This window comes from Shewanella woodyi ATCC 51908 (assembly GCF_000019525.1).
Lineage (GTDB): Bacteria > Pseudomonadota > Gammaproteobacteria > Enterobacterales > Shewanellaceae > Shewanella > Shewanella woodyi.
In genome coordinates this window covers 297854-317029 of sequence record NC_010506.1, presented here as the reverse complement: position 1 = coordinate 317029, position 19176 = coordinate 297854, and the positions used below count along the sequence as shown (strand labels likewise).

Sequence of the window (19176 nt, the reverse complement as noted above, 5' to 3'; positions counted from 1 at the left end):
CTCCCTTATTCATCAATATCTAAAAAATTTATCGTCACTTACTATAAGGACGTCACCGCGAGCTGTGTCAAAGCTTCAACCCCCACCACTAACGCACTCTCATCAACATAGAATCGAGGTGAGTGATTACTTGGCGCCGTCGTATGATCAGTCCCCTTAGGTGTGACCCCTAAAAAGAAAAACAGACCAGGGGTTTCAAGTGCATAGTAGGAGAAATCCTCCGCTCCAGTGATCAAACCGGGCTCAATCAACATCTCATCACCTACCACACCCGCCAAGACAGGCTTCATCTGTGCCACCAACTCGGGGTTATTGACCGTCACAGGATAGCCTTGGTCAATTTTTGTTGTTGCCGAAGCGCCCATGCTTTGCGCTATCATGGTTGCAGAGTTAGCGAGTCTTAACTTAATATCCGCGCGCATATCCTGATCGAACGTGCGTATGGTGCCTATTAGCTCCACCTCATCGGGAATAATGTTCGAGCGTATACCACCATTGATTGCACCAAAACTGACAACAGCAGGCGCAGCTGTGACATCAACCTGACGGCTGACAATGGTCTGCACACTATTGATGATTTGTGCCGAGGTCACAATAGGATCGACGCCATTCCAGGGACGAGAGCCATGGGTCTGTTTACCGTTAACTGTGATAGTAAAGGAGTCTTCACTTGCCATGGCAGGTCCAGCACGCAGGCCTATCATCCCTGTTGGCATGCTAGAGGTAACATGGAGACCGAATATCTTTTCAGGTTTTCTGTTGGCAAACAGCCCCTCTTTAAGCATCAACTCAGCACCGCCCTCCTCACCTGCTGGCGCGCCCTCCTCTGCAGGCTGGAAGATAAACATCACGTCACCGCTTAACTGCTCTTTTATCTTCACTAGGTTTTGTGCCACTCCCATTAAAATTGCAACGTGGGTATCGTGACCACAGGCGTGCATAACACCGACCTCTTGGCCCCTATAGGTATCGGTAGCCTTAGAGGCAAAGGGCAGATCCACCTCCTCTTTGACGGGCAATCCGTCCATATCGGCACGCAGCGCAATTAAGGGGCCGGGTTTGCCCCCTTTCAATATGCCAACCACACCAGTATGAGCAATATTGCTTGTCACCTCTAAACCTAATGATTCCAAGTGTTGCTTAATCACTTTACTGGTACGAAACTCTCGGTTAGAAAGTTCAGGGTGCTGATGAAGATCCCTTCGCCATTCGATCACCTGATGTTCGATATCTTGGGAAAGTTGTTTTACATCGATTTCGCTATCAGCTTGCACCCCAAAAGCACAGGAGAGTGCCGCTCCAGCTAGCAGTAATTGCTTAGATGCTGCAATCAAGTCAGATCTGTTCATCACTATAATCCCTTATAAATTGTTATTATCATTTATAGCGTTACAAAGTCAGCACCGCTCAACAGGGGCTGCTCTTGCCTAAAATTCAATCCACAAATACCCCCCGTATAAGAAGGTAAATGGAGTGTAAAATCAAGCTACAAATAAAGATAAGATTGTAACTGAATGCTGACAAAAGCCGCTCAAATAAGAGCGGTTGTGACTTTCGGGAAAAGCTGAGGATAGTGTGAGGATAGTGTAAAGACGTGGCCATCACCTAAGTGAGAGGCGATGACTGCTATAACTAATGTTTATGAAAAAAGACCACATCTGAGTCGACACACTCTAAACGCCAACTAAACTGCTTAGCGATCCAATCGAAGGTCTCCATGGAGTAGAAGCAGATATGGGTTGGATCTCCCTTATAATACCACTGGCCGAACTCCATCTCCTTCTCTACAAGTTTGGTCATTACCACTAAGACCCCACCCGGATTTAGCAGTCGTTCTAAGCGCATTAACAGCGACTTGGGCTCGGCAATATGCTCAATCACCTCAGTCATGGTAATAAAGTCATAGGTGCGTGCTAAATTTTGTGGAACGTTGTAATAATAAAGGTCGTAATTTTTCATCGCAAAGCCTGCCTCGGCAGCCATAACACTGATTGTGGGACCCGAACCACAACCAAAATCTAACCCCTCAGCCCCCAGTGGCAGTTGACTAAAAAGTGGATTAACCGCTCTGCCAAGAAACTCCCGATACCTCATATCCTGAGGATCATTCCTATGCTGATCATAAGTGTTTTTCTCCTGCTCATCACACAGCAGATAGTGCTTAGGCACGACCACAAGATGACAGTTATCACACCTTAGATAAGCTCTTTTCTTGTCTTGATGAAAGTGAGATAACGCATCACACTCACATAGGGGGCATAAACTCACAATATTTCCTATTGGTTAGTAAACAATACCAATCAGTATAAGGTTAAGGTTTGGGAATTTTTCGCTCTTTCGCAGCGGCTTCTTTAGCTTCCCTAAGGTATTTATCCTGACGTGACTCACGTTCATGAAACTGTTTTTGCGCTTTATCTCTCTGCTCAGTCTCCCAATCCCCTGACTCCTGCCGCTTTAAGATCTTCCTCTCCCGCACTTTTGTATCACGAGCTGCCTCTCTCGCCTTCTGTAACTGCTCTGACTCAAGATCTTGTGAAAGCTTGTCCGCCGCATCGGCTTTTTCACTTAAGCTCAATTTATCTTTAGCCAACGATGCAGTGGAAAAAAGCAAAGTTGTAAGTATTAACACTGGGAATAACTTAAGCCAATTATTGATAGAAAACTCCATCTTTCTCTCCTAAATAGTAATATAATCTTAAACTTAGTTAACTTTACACATAAAACGAAATTTGAATAAGTTTCCCCAAAACGTTTCAAAAAGAAGCATAAAGAGAGTGCTACACATACAAACCAAAGATGATTATCCTGCTTTTTATCGATAATGCAGATGCAAAATAGGTATTCCTATTTGTTATACAGAACAAATCAGGTTACTTTTAACACTAAATCAATCTTATTCTAATAAATACGTTGCATGCATCACTGAATTTTGGCCTAAATTTCCAAATAATAGGAAACAGGACTTGTGACTAGGAAGCATTAAAATGACATCGTGGTCCACTTTATTGTCTAAGCTTACTTCGAGTAAGCCAAGCTTAATTTACCAACTTAATCTTTGGCAGCAAGAAGATTCACCTCCGTTAGCCTTAATTCAAGATCATCAATTTATCGGTGCTAATTCGGCCGCGCTATCCTATTTTCAAACTCAATCAGATGGTTTTATTCAAGCTAGTCCCTACGACTTCTCACCACGCATCCAATCATCAGGGCGAAGCAGCGTAGAGTATACTCGACAGATGATAGAGCAAGCATCTAAAGGCGATATCACCGAGTTCAACTGGCACTATATTAGTCGGCAAGGAACAGACCTACCCACCAAGGTAACCCTATTTCCATTTAAGCTAGATGAGCTTAATGTGCTCATTGCACAATTTGAATCCAAAAACCGACGTAGCCAAACTAGAACCAAAGCAAGCAATGGCTTAGATACGCTACCAAAAGAGTTGATGTCACTGATTTTAGAAGATAATGCGGAAGCCGTGTATATCACTGATAGTCATCACTCTATCCTAGCGGTAAATAAAGCCATGTGTCGTATCTGTGGCTATAGCAGCGAGCAGTTGATCGGTAGCAAAACAGATCTTATCAATATCGATGATCACCCACTGAACGTAACTGCCGAGTATAACAAGGCGATTGAGGATCGTGGTAATTGGCAAGGAGAGGTGTGGAAACTCAGATCAGACGGTTCGCAGTTTCCTGCCTGGAAAAGCTGCCGTAAGCTCACAGTTGAAGAGCAGGTCTATTTTGTCACCATTTTTAGTGATATCAGTGCTAAAAAGCAGTTGGAGAGTAAACTCACCGAACAAGCCATGTTCGACTCCCTCACAGGACTGCCTAATCGATTTCATCTCAAAAAACTGCTAAATCAAGCGATTAAACAGACAGAAATGCGCCCCAATACACTCGGGGCTGTGATGTTTCTTGATCTCAATGGCTTTAAAAACATTAACGACTGTTTTGGCCATGCTACCGGCGACAAGGTACTGCAATTGGTATCGGCTCGATTGGAAGCCAGTTGTATCGAAAATGCTGAAATTGCCCGCTTAGGCGGCGATGAGTTCACTTTAGTCGTGCAAAACTGCACAAGCCGTCAGGAGATAGAGGCGCTCTCTAAGCAGATCATGTCTCTATTTGATACTCCGTTCGAAATAGACGATCAAAAGCTCTACTTGGGCACCAGTATCGGTATTTCACTGTTTCCAGAACACAGTAACCACGCAGATAAACTACTCAGTCTTGCAGATACTGCGATGTACAGCGCCAAAAAGAGCCCTAGCCACCTACTTTTTTACGATAAAAAGATGCATCAAGAGGCTGAGCAAAAACTCCATACACTAAGCGAACTACGCCATGCCCATAACCTAGATCAGTTTAAGCTGGCCTATCAAGTCATCGTCAATCTAGAGTGCAACTCACTCATAGGTGTTGAAGCACTTTTAAGATGGCAAAAGCCCGATGGTAAAGTGATTAATGCCTGTGATTTTGTTCCTCTGCTTGAAGAGACAGGCTTGCTTATCACCATAGGTCAGTGGGCTCTGCAGCTAGCGTGTGAACAGATGTTAGAGTGGCGAAACTACTCACCCGATCTGAAAGTCTGTGTCAATGTCTCGCCGATGCAACTTGAACATCATGACTTTGTACAGCAAGTCACACAGTCACTCCAATCCAGTAAGCTACCAGCCGAAGCGTTAGTGCTTGAAATTACTGAGCTTGCCCTGTTAAGGCAGCCAGAAACAGTAACAAAAACCTTACTCGCCCTCAAAGCGCTTGGTGTGAGTATCGCCATTGATGATTTCGGTGCAGGGCTCTCATCATTAAGTAAGCTAGGTACCCTTCCCATCGACAGCTTAAAGATAGATGCTGGCTTCGCCCAAAGACTCAGTGAACCTCAAGGTAAGGAGCTTTGCCAAGCGATGATACAGTTAGCTCAAGCATTGGATATCAGCTTTGTTGTTGAGGGAGTTGAAACCCTGCAGCAAAAAGAGATATTAGAGAAGATGGGCAAAGGTTTTGGCCAAGGTTTCTTCTTCGGCCATCCTGAAGATGCGACTAAATTTACTTTAGATAACTTCTCCACAGATAAAACAGCTTAAGACTAAGACTGTTTTATTAAAGAGGGAAAGCTGTGTCAGTCGCCACTAATAAATTACTGGTACTGCCTCCCTGCATGGACAGTTAACTAACACAGCTTTCACATCACCTGTCACACAGATGACTCTCTATATTAGATACTATTTAATATAGAATAAGCGTGATCAGAATATTATTTCATTCATAACAGGCTGATATACATCACAGTAATGGTATATCAACATAAGCAAAAGTGGGCTTACTCATAGCGTTTTCTAACCGCCGGAGGCATAGAGCGAATACGCTGTTGAACCATGGCATCTAAGGCATTGGTTAACGGGGTGATCTGCAGCTCAGGTTCAATAGCTTTCAACATCATAGCCGCCGCTTCCAGTGTCGATAGACTGTCGGCTCTACTGGCTTTGCGTATCTTATAATTGGATGCCGATGTCAGATCAAGATGCAGCGCGGGATAGTCCTGTAGCCAAGGGTTTAATTGCAGCAGTTTATAGGCTTTTCGCCAAGTACCATCCAGCAGTAACAGTACAGCCTGCTCAGTAAAACTTGTCTCGGCAACATCAGAGCTCGAATCCGACGGATAAACCAGAAAAACCGGCTTACCGCAGGTATTCAGATAGTGACGTAACGCTTGAAAATCTTGCGGTGTTTCTCCCACGTAAACTTGTGTCTCGGGGATCACTAACTCCATCAAGCGTACACTATTCTTAGCATGGCCTACTTCACTGGGGTCCTGTAACACAATCAGCTCTGTCGATACCTGCATCCGTTCGATACTCGAGCACAGACAAGCGTTTAATGGGTAATGACATTTAGGGCAAACGGGACGCGCCACGGCACTCTCTTCTATCAATCATGAATTGTCGATAGTTTATCAATCAGTATAAGAAAGTGATATTAACCTGAGCAAAAAAATGCCCACTTCCTGTGGTTAGCAGTCAGCGGGCAAAGGGTGTTTCGTTTAAATTTTACATCTCACTCTAAAGCGCTAGATTAATGAGCATACTGCTCTTGATGCCAGTGATCGAAGCGTGACATCGCCATCACTATGAGTAGGCCAGAAGTCAGAGCGCCCATCACAACTGCCACCGCATAGGGAGCAGTCAACTCCGTTTGCTGTACTAAACCTGCAATCAAAGAAGCACCACTCATCTGAATAAAGCCTAATATCGCTGTTGCTGTTCCCGCTCTCTCACCGAAAGCGGCCAGAGCCATACTGGTTGCAGGGCCCAATAAAAGAGCAAAGCCAATACAAAGCAACATCATAGGTAGCATAAAGCTAAATGCAGCTGCTAAGCCTTGAGTCGGCCCTACGCCCTGCAATAACACTTGAATAAGTGCTGACGCGAGCATAGTAACCAGAGCTAATATCACAGTCGGACGGTTACCTAATCGATTGATCACCATAGGTGCTGCAAAACAGGCTGCGATATTAACGACCGCATTGAGTCCAAACAGGCCACTAAAGGTTAACTCTGATACGCCCAAATTATCGATAAGCCAAACAGGTGCATATGAAACATAGCTTAAAATTGATGCCATACCAGCCATACAACAAAGTGCATAGAAGACAAAGTGTGGCTCAACAAGTACTGGCTGATAGCGTGACCAACGATAGAGTGGACCAGTCGTTACTGTGTTTGCAGGACGAGTTTCTGGAAGGCGATAGCCAATCAAGATCATCATTACAATGGCGTAAAGCGTCATAAATACGAAGGTTGAACGCCAACCAAACTGCAGAGCAAGCAGGCCACCTAATGTTGGGGCTAAGGCTGGAATAACACAGATAACCCCATTGAGATAACTGTAGTAACGGGCCCCCTCTTTAGGCGTAAAACAGTCGCGAACAGCACTAAACACCACTATCGAGGTGGAGCAGGCAGCTAGTCCCTGTAGCACCCTTGCTATCTGTAACCAGTGAAACTCCATAGCAACAGCAGCCAATATGCTGCTGGCGATATACAACAACACACCACCCAATGCGATTGGACGGCGACCAAAACGATCCGCTAAAGGACCTATCACTATCTGACCCACACCCATCGCAAACAGGAAAAGGATTAAGGTTGACTGCACATCACTGGCAGACACAGCAAACTCAGTCGCCATCGCAGGCATAGAGGGCAGGTAGATATCGATGGCTAAAGGACTTAATACCACCATTGACATTAAGATAGGTAACAGATTACGACGCATGGGTTCTCTCAAGATGGAACAATTTTCAATGGAGAAATTTTAACTGACTCATGTTATGAACAGAAATGGTATAATTTCAGGAATGAATTTCCTTTTAGGAATATCTAATGAGTTTAGATAATCTATCGAGAATAGATCTTAACCTGCTGGTTATTTTGCAGGTGCTGCTTGAAGAGCAAAGTGTGACTCGTGCGGCAAGTCGTCTCCATGTCAGTCAATCGGCATTGAGTAAGAGCCTTAATCGTTTGCGCGAAGCCCTTGGCGATCCTCTGTTTATTCGTACATCCCACGGACTCAAGCCCACCTCACACGCCATGCAGCTCGGCACTAAGTTGCCAGATATGTTGCAGGGACTTTATCAACTCACACAGCCTCCTAGTTTCGTGCCCGCCAGCAGTGATCGTCACTTCTCATTTGCCATGGTAGAGAGTGCCTATGAGACCTTACTCCCCTACTTTATCGGGCCTATTCTCAATAATGCTCCTAACCTAAAGCTAGACAGTTATGTGTGGATGGAGCAATCGATACAGTCACTTCAGAATGGCCAGATAGATTTTGGAATATCAGGGCGAGATCTCCATCCACAATCAGACTTCCAGATAGATCACTTGCCAGATGGTATCGCTCACCAAACCCTATTTACCGACCATCAGGTATGCCTTGTTAGAGAGGACCACCCAATTCTTGCCGCCGTAGCCGCAAAGCAGTGGGATCTTCAGGTCTACCTTGAGATGTCTCATGTGCAAGTACGCTGTGAAGGTAACGATTGGTGGGCACTGGACTATCATCTTGCCGAGCTGGGGCACAGACGCAGATTAAGTACCACAGTCCCTGACTTTTACGGCGCTGCAAGTGTATGCGCCCATAGCGATCTTATCTTTACACTCCCCTCCAGCTTTGCTCGACATGCGATAAAGCTATATCCGCTCGTGGAGTTGGCATTGCCGTTTGAGTTTATTCCACTAGCTTATGTGTTGCTGTGGCATGAGAGAAACGATGAGGAGCCAGGACACAGATGGGTCAGAGACACGATTTGCAAGAGTGTGGCCAAGGCCTTTAACTAGAGATGAAAGATGAGCCTGATAACAGGCTCATCTAACTACGACTTTATAGAATAAAAGTGGCGACCTTAGTATTTAAGTCATTGGCTCTTTGCTTAAGCTGTTGAGCATGCTCTAAGGTATCCATAGCCGAACCAGTAATATCATCGGTGACATCTTTAATCGCTATGGTATTTTGGGTGATCTCAGCGGTCACTTGAGTCTGTTCCTCTGCAGCTGTCGCTATCTGTCCTGCCATGTCAGAGATAAGTGACACAGCTTGAGTTATCTCCTCTAATGCCAGCGCAGCCTCATCGGCATCGTTCACACTATTTCCCGCCAACTCCTGACTGGTTTTCATTAGCTGCACCGCTCGTGCCGTCATCTGCTGTAAAGTCTCTATGGTAGCGTGGATCTCTTGGGTTGAATCTTGAGTTCGACGAGACAATACACGCACCTCATCGGCTACCACAGCAAATCCGCGCCCCTGTTCACCTGCTCTAGCGGCTTCAATCGCGGCATTAAGTGCTAACAGGTTAGTCTGCTCTGCTATCCCCTGAATCGTCGATAAGATCCCTGAGATTGACTGGGCATGTTGACTAAGATCACCAATCACTTCCGTTGCTAGCGTCACTTCGCTGGCCAGAGAGTTAATCGAGTGGCGTGTCTGATCAACCTGATTCTTTCCCTGCTCACTACTCGATGATGATTGTTGCGCAGCCGTGGCTGTATTTTCGGCATTTGATGCGATCTCCTGCGTGGCACAAGACATCTCTGTCACCGCGGTAGCAACCATGGCTACCTCTTGCTGCTGTCTCTGCAACTCCTGCACAGCAGCTTGGTTCGTGTTTAGGCTTCGCTCAGCATCGAGATCTAACTCAGTTGCTAACTGACGAATATGAGTAATTAACTCATGTTGACTACCAACAAAACGGTTAAAACTCTCAGCAAGTACACCCACCTCATCATCACTTTCGACCTCAATTCTCTGGGTCAGATCGCCATTACCATCGGCAATTTTTGCTAGCGCCTGTGATACTTTGGAAAGTGGCCCCAGCAAGATATTCACCAATGCAGAGATAGCCAATACACTGGCAATTAAGATGATAAGAGATAGGCCTAACTGCTTAATCAAGAGTGAAGATAACGGCGCTTCCAGCGTCTGCCTATCCAACACCAATACCAGTTCCCAATCGGTATCAGGAATACTCACGCCCCATAGCAGCTTTTCACGACTTTCACTTTCAAAGTAAGCTGGCGTAAAAGCATTGCTTGATTGACTCATCGCTGGCAATCCATGTGATAGGTCATTATCAATTTCATAGGCAGGGCGCATCGCTTTACCCGCATTTTTATAAGCGATAACGGTACCATCTTTGTGCATTAGCACAGCGTAGCCATCTGCTGGCAACGCCATGCGCTCAATATCATCGACAATACCCGCGATCGGCAAATCCCCACCTACAACACCACCAGTGGTTGACTGTGCCAGTGTCACAACAAGAATATTATAAGCAACATCAACGTAAGGCTTAGTCACAATTAAGCCACCTTGATTCATCGCTTCTTGGTACCAACCACGGCTGCGAGGATCATAACCATCACGATTAATCGAAGGATCTGAGTCATACATCACGCCATCGTTTGAGCCAAAATAGGTCAGCTCAAAATCTCCCGACACCTGTGCCTGCTTTAAAGGATTAAGCGGGTTATACAGAGATTGTGAGCCCAAGGCTTTGATTATATTTTCACGAACAGCAAACCACTGTTGAATATTATGGGCTTGTTGACTCCCCAGCCTCTGAACCTGCTCTAGACTACTTTGCTGTAGTTGCTCCTTCTGACTCAAATAGCTTTGCCAAGAGAGCAAAACGATCACCAGCGAGAGTGCGATAACGACAGAAAACAAGATTTTTTTCTTAAGCGAGTGAGATTTCATAATTTATCTGCAGAAAGTGAGATTAACGAACGGACATGGAGCGAATACCAATCAATATAAGCCCCATAACGCTAAATTAGCTTTTACGGCGAAGCCGTATGATATGATCACATAAACCCATTCGAGAAAGTAGCATCCTGACTAAAATCAGTCTTTAGACAGAAGGATCTGCTACTTAGTTAAGCAAGGTGTACAATTTTCACACCCAATAGAGACTAAAAAAGACAACAAAAGACTGAACCTTTCCTGAATAGAAAAAGAAAATCGATTAGGTTAACTGAAATTAACGTGATCTTAGATTAAAATTTATGCAAACTAGAGATCAGTTAATTTTTTGGAGCTCTTATGATCTATAGCCAATTTCAGCAATCACCTTTCCAGACTAGATTCTCCGGTGCTAGAGGCTGGATGGCGTTTGCCATTGGACTCGCTGTTATTACACTGACCTTAATCGCGCTTCCTTTCGTACTGTTAATCGGCGCCATCAGCTTTATTTTACTTAGTCTATTTGGCCGTATCTTTATGAAGAGGCAACTTGCTCGCTTCCGCCAACAACAGGCCCAAGCTGGTCAAGCAAAGCAAGAGAGTGGTTTCTACCAATCAGATAGTGCTCAAGATCAGGGTCCATTCCAAGAGGCTAGATTTGGCACTGAGCGCCACCAAGCTAAGCCCCATCAAGGTCGCACATTTGAACATGATCCTAGTTAGTATTTAGATATACCCAAACTACCTGAGAATGCTCGTTTCAGAGGCGTTGCGCGAGTTCAATTCTAGACGCATTTGCGTAGGAATGGTTACTCCCTTTTAAGCGAATGCAACAACGAAGTGGGCTTGCGCAAAGCCTTCTACGATGGGTTTTAATGCTCTTTATTCTGCGTTATTGATTTTGCCAAGGGAATAGCCATTACCTACAATCAATGCCTTGCCTAAAGTGCATTAAATTCCCACTGAATCCTGCATTTCCAAGTAGCTTGGGTATATATATCTATGAATAACACTAAAACGCTTGCCTTGGCAGGCGTTTTTCGTTTTACCAAACCTAGTGTGTTAACTCACAAATTGCGAAGCCATTAATGGTCGTTTTAGTAAGGATTCAAATCGCTTCCAGCGTTCATTTTTATCAGCTTCTCCTCGCTCAACCCAGCGCGCAACACTATCCTCACCATGATTGTAGTTAATCACATAGGCTCTATTTGCTTGATAAAATTTGACTCTTTGCTTAGCACGAGACTCACTATACAGGCCAAACCGGACCAAGAGACTCTCAGCTTCATTTGGCGAAACCTTCCCATCAATCAACTGCTGACAAACCGAGTTGTCTAGGTGCGCCAGCTGCTTATAACACCTTAATACTTTATGATAATGCTCAATATCTCCCGTCATTCCAGCTAGTGGCATCAAATGCTCATGCTCGAATTCAATCAACTCACAATCTGACATGATAAGACTCAAGCCATAGTTTGCGCTTCCCTCTGAAAGAAAAGAGATCGGGCTATACAGGGGATAGATGGCGTATTCAAACCACTGAGCTTCTCTTACCAGCTCTCTCTCCTGTAGGAGGTTAAACAGATGGTGGCCGGGGTAACCTTCATGACTGGCAAGCTGCATACACCGCTCTAGGTAGAGGGGCTGATCTTGATTCAGCTGAATTAGACTCTGATAATCTCCTTGATACCAGTTATAAGCACTCCACACCTTGTCATTGACGAACTCGATACGAAAGCTCTCATTTTCAGGCAGGTCAATATAGGTAGAAGTGAGCTCACGGGATTTTTCGACCGCGGCAGAAAATACCTTAGGGATCTGATGTTCAGGCACAATGAACTGTGCCCGATAGGCATCGAAGCGCCCTGTTAGCTCTCCACTGCCGGGTAACAAACAATCGATATCATCAAGCGCAGGTTGAAAGCTTTCAGGAGAGAAGATCTCAGCTTGGGTGTCATACAGGCCTGTTGACTCAGTGGCAAAACAGCTTTCACTCCCCAGCAGGTGGTTAATGTAATACTCAACCGAGGCTAGCTGCTTACCCAAGAACTCCTGACGTTCAAGCAAACGTCTGTCCCCACCAGTAAGTTTAAGAGCACCAAGTCTACCTAACAGAGCTGCGACATCACGTTTAAGTGACCTTAATGGTTGCAGCTGGCACTTCTCACGCCAAGATTCAGGGCCATAGTAAGCATCAACATAGCTAGCATCATGCAAGCCAACAGCAAGCACCAATTTGACATAATCCTTGGCAATATCATCAAGCTGCTGATTATCGGGGGTTCTGTTCACAATACCCTCTTTCTCGGCCATTACGACCATAATAAATGAAAGCTTAATGTAATCATTTAGGATATTGCATGCAATACTTGTTTGGCTTTTTCAACATGAATATGATGAAGCTAAGCTAGTAACTCTTGTGCCCGCTTTAACGCAACCAACTCAGCCTTGTTCTTAGTCACGGCAATCACATTTTCAACTTGCTGAGAAAGTGAGTCCCAAAGGGGGGAGATCACTGATAGCTCATGCTCATTACCATGTTCACGGGCCAACTTGAGTAAGGATGCACTTCCCACCACATCAATTCTGCCCAATACCCCATCAGCAAGGGCGATACTAAGCTCAATCATGGCCGGCACACTGTGTCCATACTTGATCACTTCACGAAGATAAAGCTCAGCTTGGGAGAGATCGGTTCCAAATGCATTATCATCGTTTAGCATGGATTGCGCACGGGAGAACATGGCATCGATCTGACCCAGTTCAGCCGCTTCCGCCATCCACTGCTCACTCCCAAGGGGATCGACTTCACAGCCTTCACCTCTGGCGAGCATTAAAGCCAAATGGTATTGGGCATGAGGAAACCCTGCCTGAGCGGCTTTAGCGATAAATTGATAAGCCTGAGTCAATGCCCCCTCTTGATAATAGAGCACACCAAGGTTCGCCATCGCTTCTGACTGCTCAAGATCCGCGGCCCGTTGCAGATAATCCAACGCCTTATCCCTATCGACAGCTAAGCTCTTGCCTCCCACGAGATAGAAGTAGCCCAGCAGCGCCATGGCATTAACAACTCCCGCTGCAGCCGCCTGTGCTATCGCCTCTTCTCCGGCTATAACATCAGGTTCACCGCTGTAGCCATGGATCTTAGCAACACCATACTCATATCGAGCATCCATCTCACTTGTTGATGCTAGGCCAAACCAATATTCCGCTTTTTTAAGGGTCTCAGAGGAGGAGCCTAGCTCAGATCCCTTTCCATCATGCTCGTCACCTAAGGCCAGCTCCTGCTCTCGCTGCATCAAGGCTCGCGTCTTAAGCGACATGCCCACAAGATACTGAGCTTGAGGATCGGACTCCATCACAGCTCGGTAGCAGAGATCCCGTCCGGCCAAAGAGTCGAAGGCTTCAAAATGATATTTGGGAAGCGATTTTCCCGTTACTTGAACGAAGAGAGACTCGATTAAACTCAACAGCCTCTCTATGGATTTCTCACTTAATTGCTGTAACTGCTCAGAGGTAAGGTGATATTTTTCGGGATGTGCACCACGATTTCCATCCCCGCGCAGCTTATGCATTGCCCTAGTAACACGGACATTAATAACCCGCCTACTGTTCAGGGTCTCAATTCTGTCATAAAGGTTAGGACTATCAAAAGTAATCCCCATAGGTAGGGCCAACAGCTCGGTGAGCTTATGGGTAAGACTACGTATTTGAAGTAACGCTTGGGTTGGCACATCGGTCACATAACTTTTTGCAACACGATAATCCTGACCTAACTCAGGTGAGAAATGAGCAACGAATTCGACATCAGTTAGCAAAGCAGACACTCCAGAGCATCCAGGTCCTGGGTACAGTGACCCAGGAGCTCATTTTGACTTCTAAACCTGCTCTTCCACGTTAGGGCGTGAAACCATATACAGGCGAAACAGAGCAACGTTAACGAACAGGCCGATAAACGCCACAAACACTTCAACAACCAGCTGTAGAGGAAAACCAACAGATTGAGCCAGCGATGATAGCGAACCGCCAATCAAAGAGATTGGGATATAAAGCATCAACACCATCAAGGTTTTAAATGCGATAGGTCCGCTGAATTTAAAACTTCCCTTAATCGCCTCTAACGGAGTTAAACGCTCAACCACCACCATAAAGTTCACATAGGCAAGACGGGCAAAGATGTAGATACTCATGGTCAATCCCACTAACCAGAGAGGACCAAAGGCTGCGAATAACATCACAGGCGCAAGGATAGCTAAACCAGAAAATACACCAGCAAGCAGCAAACCAGGTACAAAACTCAAACTGGTTTTAAGGATCAGTGCCGTATTCGCCTCATGACCTTGTGAGCGAATCTCCAAAAAGATAGTTAATGAGGCGATGAGTAGTGAAAAAACCAATAAAAGTGCCATCACAGCGGCCATATGAATGCCGCCAAATTGCGGGTTTTCCATATCTGCATTAGCCATCTCCATTCCCAGCCATAACTGAATGCCAACTTGAACAAATAAAATAGGTACGGTAAGCGCTGCTAACTGGCTAATATGATTGCGAAAGAAGTTATAAGCTTCGGTAAATATCGCGGACAATGGCATGGGAGTTTCCAATAGGTAAAAGTAAATATATTAATAGGCCAAATAGGATACCCAAAAATCAGTTTTTTTGCACAGGGGAATTGAGCATTAGGTGAACTACATAACGTAAATTCGATGGGGGCTGATTGTTAAAATTGATGCAATATCTATGTTAAAAAAGCTAGAATGTCTGCCACGACTGGATATATACACCACAGGAACAGGAAAAATGAAACTATCTGCTATATTTGGCTTACTAATAAGTAGCACTCTACTAACCGCACCAGCAACAGCGGGTTGGTTTGATGATCTCTTCGGCAAAGAGGAAGCGAAACCAGCCGTAACTCAGACCCAAGACACTGATCTTGTAAGCAATGTAATGTCTCAACTCGACCTAAACCAATCTCAAGCAGAGGGCGGACTTGGCAGCTTGTTATCTTTAGCGCAATCCACTCTTGGGGGAGATGATTTTGGCCCAATAGCCAATGCGATTCCTGGCATTGAAGGCTTACTCTCTGCTGCACCTGAAGTTGATAAAGACTCAGGTATGTCTGGACTGCTTTCAAAAGCAGGCGATCTAGGTGCATCACTACAGGGCGGAGCTGAGGTTTACGATGCTTTCGAAAAGCTTGGGATCTCCAAAGAGCTTGCGGCTCCTATGGTAAACATAGTCAAAGGTTACCTAGATACCAATGCGGGTGAAGGTACCAGCGATCTTCTTATGAAAGGCTTAAGCGCTATTTTGTAAGGATTTAATCGCTAACCTGAGTTTGTCCTATAGAATTGGTATTAATTTTTATTAATCAAGATAGGATGAACTCACCTCCCTTTTTCTACTCTAAACGTATAAGCTTATTTGTAGAATCACTCATTGGCAGGTCTAATTATGATCGCAAAACTAAAACAGTTTCTCACCTCTCACTCTCAAGCCGTCACCCCAGAAGAGCAGACGCGCCAGCTTAATTTAGCGGCAGTGAGTTTGTTGCTAGAAGTGGTTTTTGCAGATGAGACCCTCTCAAATGAAGAAGCTAAACTACTCCCTTCTATGCTAACCGATGCGCTATCTTTAACTCAATCGGAAGCCGAAGAGCTCATAGAGGAAGCCACCAAGATACAGGGGAACTCCACCTCACTTTATGAGTTTACCAGCGAGATTAATGATCAATGTAGTGTTGAGCAGAAACAGAAATTGATACTGGCGATGTGGAAGCTTGCCTATGCCGATGGCCAACTCTGTCGATATGAAGATCAGATCATTCGTCGTACTGCAGAGCTGCTTTACCTAAAACACAGTGAACTAATTCAGATGCGTAATATCGCGATGGAAGCTCGATAACACAATAACAGCCAGCACTGAGATGCTGGCTGACTTTACGCTAACTGCTTAGCAAACTCATCATTGACCACATCCGACAGTTAGCTCATCGCTTTAGGTAAGCGTGGAAGCTTATCTATATTATTCAATAAAGCCGCTGTTCCCATCATCCATCTCCAGATCGCCGAGTTTCTAAATGCTAAAAAATCTGAAACCTTATAGTCGATGGATACTCAATATTCTTGCCTTAATTAAGGCTTCAAAAACTTCAGATTTGTAAGAAAAAATATCGGAAAAGAAAAAAAGCTGCTGTTTTATTAGCCAAAAAAGGAAATAAATGGTAACAATATTTAAGTGACTTCACTTGAGTAAGGATACTTTTATGATATCGATTTCACTTTTAAGAAGAACATCAATAGCCCTAGTGGCTGCCGTTATCACCCTATCTCTATTTGCATTTATGGCGAAACTGATCGATGCCGAACATCCACAACAGATAGAGACCGTTCAAGTTCCTGAGTTTGAAATAGCGCCAATTATCAAAGATAAAGAGCCCATTAAGAAACAGATCGAACTCAAACCGAAAGAGGAGCTTGTTGAGCCCACTATTCCACAACGAACAGTATCAGGAACAGATACAGGAATAACAGCGCAAACAATTGAAACCATTAAGATGCCGACGTTATCCACTGAGTACAACAGAGACTCAATGACATCAGAGGCACTCCCAATCGTTCAGGTATCTCCAAGATATCCCATAATTGCAGCCCAAAATGGCAAGGAGGGCTATGTTATCTTAGGGTTTGATATTACAAAAATGGGCACAGTCACTAACGTTAAAGTGCTAGAAGCGAATCCAAAACGTATCTTCAATAAGGCTGCCATTCAGGCGATTAAAAACTGGAAATATAAGCCTAAAATGGAGAAAGGGGTTGCGGTAATCCAATCTAATCAACAAGTACAGCTCGACTTCACCTTAGAGCAACAGATCTAATACCATCTATTCATTTGATCAGGTAACCATGAGCCCAGACTTTCTGGGCTCAATACCAATTAATTTAAAATAACTTGAGCCCTTTCTCGACGAAGCAGATGAACTTTTTGCCACCATAGCAGAGGATATAAAATTGCAGTCAATATGAGTGCATAGGCCATATTCATGCCGAGGGCAAAAGCCAATAAAAGACACAGTAGACAGCTCAGTGACACTAAAGGAAGAAAGCGTCGACTCAATAACTTGATAGCTGCCAACATAGAAACCAGATAGATGATCACAAACACGCCATTGGTCCAAGCAATGAGCCCCTCCAAATCCTGCCCAGTGATATAGGTCAACACAATCACCACAGCCATTACCGCCAAGAGCACACTCGACGCCCTCACTGGTGCACCGTAGTGATTTAGTAGTTCAAAATATTTCGGCAATACACCTTCACGGCTAAAACTCCACACTAATCGAGCCGCACTCGCTGTATATACGTTTACGGTCGCTAAACCACTGGCGATCCCTAAGATACCTATCACCTGTGCGCCATAGCCACCTAATAGGGAGTCAAATACCGCAACCATAGCTAGGTTGGATGTTCCAGGAAACAGCAGCAAAAGTAATGTACAGGCAAGGTAAACCAGACCCACAAGCAAGGTACCTATCATCATAGCTGGGATCATATCTCTCTTGGGATCACGAAAATCATTGGCTAGATGTGTCATCGCCTCGACACCGAGAAAACTCCAAAATGCGATACCTGCTGCCGCCATGATAAGAGCAACCTCAGGCTTAACCGCACTCGTTAATGATTCCATCTCACTCAGATTTAGGCCACCAGCACCAAATAGCGCAACGACAACAGAGACGACTCCTAAGGTCAGTGCAAACTGCAACTTCGCTGATACCTGAACTCCCCTGAAATTTAAAACCGCTAATACACCAAGCAGCAATAGTTCTGTCATCACCTCTGCCCAGCCGGAAAGCGTCACCAACACATCGACAAACTTAAACGTCATCATAATTGCAGCAGGTGCGCCAAGGGGAATAACGAGTAGAAACAGTAAACCTATTGTGCGCCCCGAAGTGCGACCAAATGCCTGTTCAACAAAATAGGCAGGCCCTGCTGCATGGGGGAATACACTGGCCAGGCGGCCAAACACTAAGGTCACAGGGATAATGGCTAAAGTCAGCACTAACCAAGCAATCAAGGCTCCACTTCCCGCGGTTTCTATGGTCATTTGAGGTAGAATAAATACCCCAGTCCCCAACAAGGTGGTGGCCATTAACCCTGCACCTTGCCAGCGTCCTATCTTGCCTTTTATCTGATTCATTTGTACTACTGCCCTGAGATTGATAGCGTTATACCAATCAGTATAAAGATCAACAGAGATGCAAACTGTCTTTGTTAGCCTACAAAAATGCGCCTTACACCGACATAGTGTCGGCAAAATAGATAAATACCAGCATAACGTTGGTGAACTCAAATCAATGTGATCAGCAATGGAGAGGTACCTTGGATAAATTTGATAAAGCAATCATCTCAGAGCTTAGGAAAAATGCGCGCCACAGCATCTCCCATATTGCAGAAGCTGTTAATCTATCTCGCTCTGCGGTATCAGAGCGGATTAAAAAGTTGGAGCAGAGGGAGATTATTCGCGGTTATCAGGTACTACTGAGTGAATCACAAAAAGAGGGAGTATCCGCTTACTTTGAGATCCAACATCAATGCCCTAGGTGTGCTGACGTGGTCCATGTTTTTCATGCTATTCCAGAGGTGATCACCTGCCGCGGGATCACCGGCGATATGGATTTACTCGTCTATGTACAAGCCAACTCAATGAGAAGGCTCCATGAGATACGCGAATTTATTGATGCTCAAACCGATATTATCAAGATCAAAACTCACGTAGTAATGAGCGAATGGATTGATAATCAAGGGGAGAGCATCTAATCCCTACTTTAACTGGTTGATAGATGGGCCAAACAAAAATTTTGGCCCATCTTCTATTCAAAAAACCTGCATAACACTAATATCACTGCTGCAACACCTA

17 protein-coding genes are annotated in these 19176 nt (G+C 44.9%); 7 read left to right on the top strand and 10 right to left on the bottom strand.

The features are described from left to right. Window positions 1–41 precede the first annotated feature (41 nt). The 3 genes from SWOO_RS01320 to SWOO_RS01310 all read right to left on the bottom strand — a co-directional run bounded on the left by SWOO_RS01320 (window position 42) and on the right by SWOO_RS01310 (window position 2668). Entirely contained in the window at window positions 42–1349 is a 1308-nt protein-coding gene (locus SWOO_RS01320; protein WP_012322909.1) for an amidohydrolase, read from the bottom strand. A 283-nt stretch (window positions 1350–1632) separates the two neighbouring features. Beyond that, entirely contained in the window at window positions 1633–2268 is a 636-nt protein-coding gene (locus tag SWOO_RS01315) for a class I SAM-dependent methyltransferase (protein ID WP_012322908.1), read from the bottom strand. A gap of 43 nt (window positions 2269–2311) precedes the next feature. Continuing rightward, window positions 2312–2668 (bottom strand): hypothetical protein, encoded by a 357-nt coding sequence (locus SWOO_RS01310; RefSeq protein ID WP_012322907.1) that lies wholly within the window; start codon window positions 2666–2668, stop codon window positions 2312–2314. 316 nt (window positions 2669–2984) lie between these two features. Here SWOO_RS01310 and SWOO_RS01305 point away from each other — a divergent pair, with 316 nt between their 5' ends. Then, window positions 2985–5096 carry an EAL domain-containing protein gene (locus tag SWOO_RS01305; RefSeq protein ID WP_012322906.1) on the top strand — a complete coding sequence of 704 codons (2112 nt, stop codon included), beginning with the start codon at window positions 2985–2987 and terminating at the stop codon, window positions 5094–5096. 236 nt (window positions 5097–5332) lie between these two features. On the opposite strand, the gene SWOO_RS01300 is transcribed toward SWOO_RS01305, so the two are convergent. Together SWOO_RS01300 and SWOO_RS01295 are read right to left on the bottom strand one after the other, a co-directional pair. Further along, window positions 5333–5926: a tRNA-uridine aminocarboxypropyltransferase gene (locus SWOO_RS01300; RefSeq protein ID WP_041417457.1), complete on the bottom strand. Its 594-nt coding sequence runs from the start codon at window positions 5924–5926 to the stop codon at window positions 5333–5335. 158 nt (window positions 5927–6084) lie between these two features. After that, window positions 6085–7287 (bottom strand): multidrug effflux MFS transporter, encoded by a 1203-nt coding sequence (locus SWOO_RS01295; RefSeq protein ID WP_012322904.1) that lies wholly within the window; start codon window positions 7285–7287, stop codon window positions 6085–6087. Between the two features lie 107 nt (window positions 7288–7394). On the opposite strand from SWOO_RS01295, the gene SWOO_RS01290 reads away from it, so the two are divergent. Continuing rightward, window positions 7395–8351, top strand: coding sequence for a LysR substrate-binding domain-containing protein (locus SWOO_RS01290; protein WP_012322903.1), 957 nt, complete (start codon window positions 7395–7397; stop codon window positions 8349–8351). A 43-nt stretch (window positions 8352–8394) separates the two neighbouring features. Here SWOO_RS01290 and SWOO_RS01285 read toward each other — a convergent pair whose 3' ends face one another. Beyond that, window positions 8395–10266, bottom strand: a complete 1872-nt coding sequence (locus tag SWOO_RS01285) for a methyl-accepting chemotaxis protein (RefSeq protein ID WP_012322902.1) — start codon at window positions 10264–10266, stop codon at window positions 8395–8397. 345 nt (window positions 10267–10611) lie between these two features. Between SWOO_RS01285 and SWOO_RS01280 the strand changes: the two genes are divergently transcribed. Next, window positions 10612–10974 (top strand): hypothetical protein, encoded by a 363-nt coding sequence (locus tag SWOO_RS01280; RefSeq protein ID WP_012322901.1) that lies wholly within the window; start codon window positions 10612–10614, stop codon window positions 10972–10974. A gap of 339 nt (window positions 10975–11313) precedes the next feature. Here the strand turns inward: SWOO_RS01280 and SWOO_RS01275 are convergent, their stop codons facing one another. The 3 genes from SWOO_RS01275 to SWOO_RS01265 form a co-directional block, all read right to left on the bottom strand. Then, a complete protein-coding gene (locus SWOO_RS01275; protein WP_041417880.1) occupies window positions 11314–12543 on the bottom strand; it encodes a hypothetical protein in 1230 nt (409 codons plus the stop codon). 110 nt (window positions 12544–12653) lie between these two features. Then, window positions 12654–14069 (bottom strand): tetratricopeptide repeat protein, encoded by a 1416-nt coding sequence (locus SWOO_RS01270; protein ID WP_012322899.1) that lies wholly within the window; start codon window positions 14067–14069, stop codon window positions 12654–12656. A gap of 60 nt (window positions 14070–14129) precedes the next feature. Next, window positions 14130–14843 (bottom strand): hypothetical protein, encoded by a 714-nt coding sequence (locus SWOO_RS01265; RefSeq protein WP_012322898.1) that lies wholly within the window; start codon window positions 14841–14843, stop codon window positions 14130–14132. A gap of 208 nt (window positions 14844–15051) precedes the next feature. Between SWOO_RS01265 and SWOO_RS01260 the strand changes: the two genes are divergently transcribed. The 3 genes from SWOO_RS01260 to SWOO_RS01250 all read left to right on the top strand — a co-directional run bounded on the left by SWOO_RS01260 (window position 15052) and on the right by SWOO_RS01250 (window position 17131). Then, on the top strand, window positions 15052–15570 hold the full coding sequence (locus tag SWOO_RS01260) for a DUF2780 domain-containing protein (RefSeq protein WP_012322897.1): 519 nt from the start codon (window positions 15052–15054) through the stop codon (window positions 15568–15570). A gap of 138 nt (window positions 15571–15708) precedes the next feature. Then, complete coding sequence (locus tag SWOO_RS01255) at window positions 15709–16158, top strand: tellurite resistance TerB family protein (protein WP_012322896.1); 450 nt, start codon at window positions 15709–15711, stop codon at window positions 16156–16158. 361 nt (window positions 16159–16519) lie between these two features. Continuing rightward, window positions 16520–17131 carry an energy transducer TonB gene (locus SWOO_RS01250; protein WP_012322895.1) on the top strand — a complete coding sequence of 204 codons (612 nt, stop codon included), beginning with the start codon at window positions 16520–16522 and terminating at the stop codon, window positions 17129–17131. Window positions 17132–17190: 59 nt separating this feature from the next. On the opposite strand, the gene yjeH is transcribed toward SWOO_RS01250, so the two are convergent. Then, window positions 17191–18456 carry an L-methionine/branched-chain amino acid transporter gene (yjeH, locus tag SWOO_RS01245; protein WP_012322894.1) on the bottom strand — a complete coding sequence of 422 codons (1266 nt, stop codon included), beginning with the start codon at window positions 18454–18456 and terminating at the stop codon, window positions 17191–17193. A gap of 182 nt (window positions 18457–18638) precedes the next feature. On the opposite strand from yjeH, the gene SWOO_RS01240 reads away from it, so the two are divergent. After that, complete coding sequence (locus tag SWOO_RS01240; RefSeq protein ID WP_012322893.1) at window positions 18639–19076, top strand: Lrp/AsnC family transcriptional regulator; 438 nt, start codon at window positions 18639–18641, stop codon at window positions 19074–19076. Window positions 19077–19176: the final 100 nt, after the last annotated feature.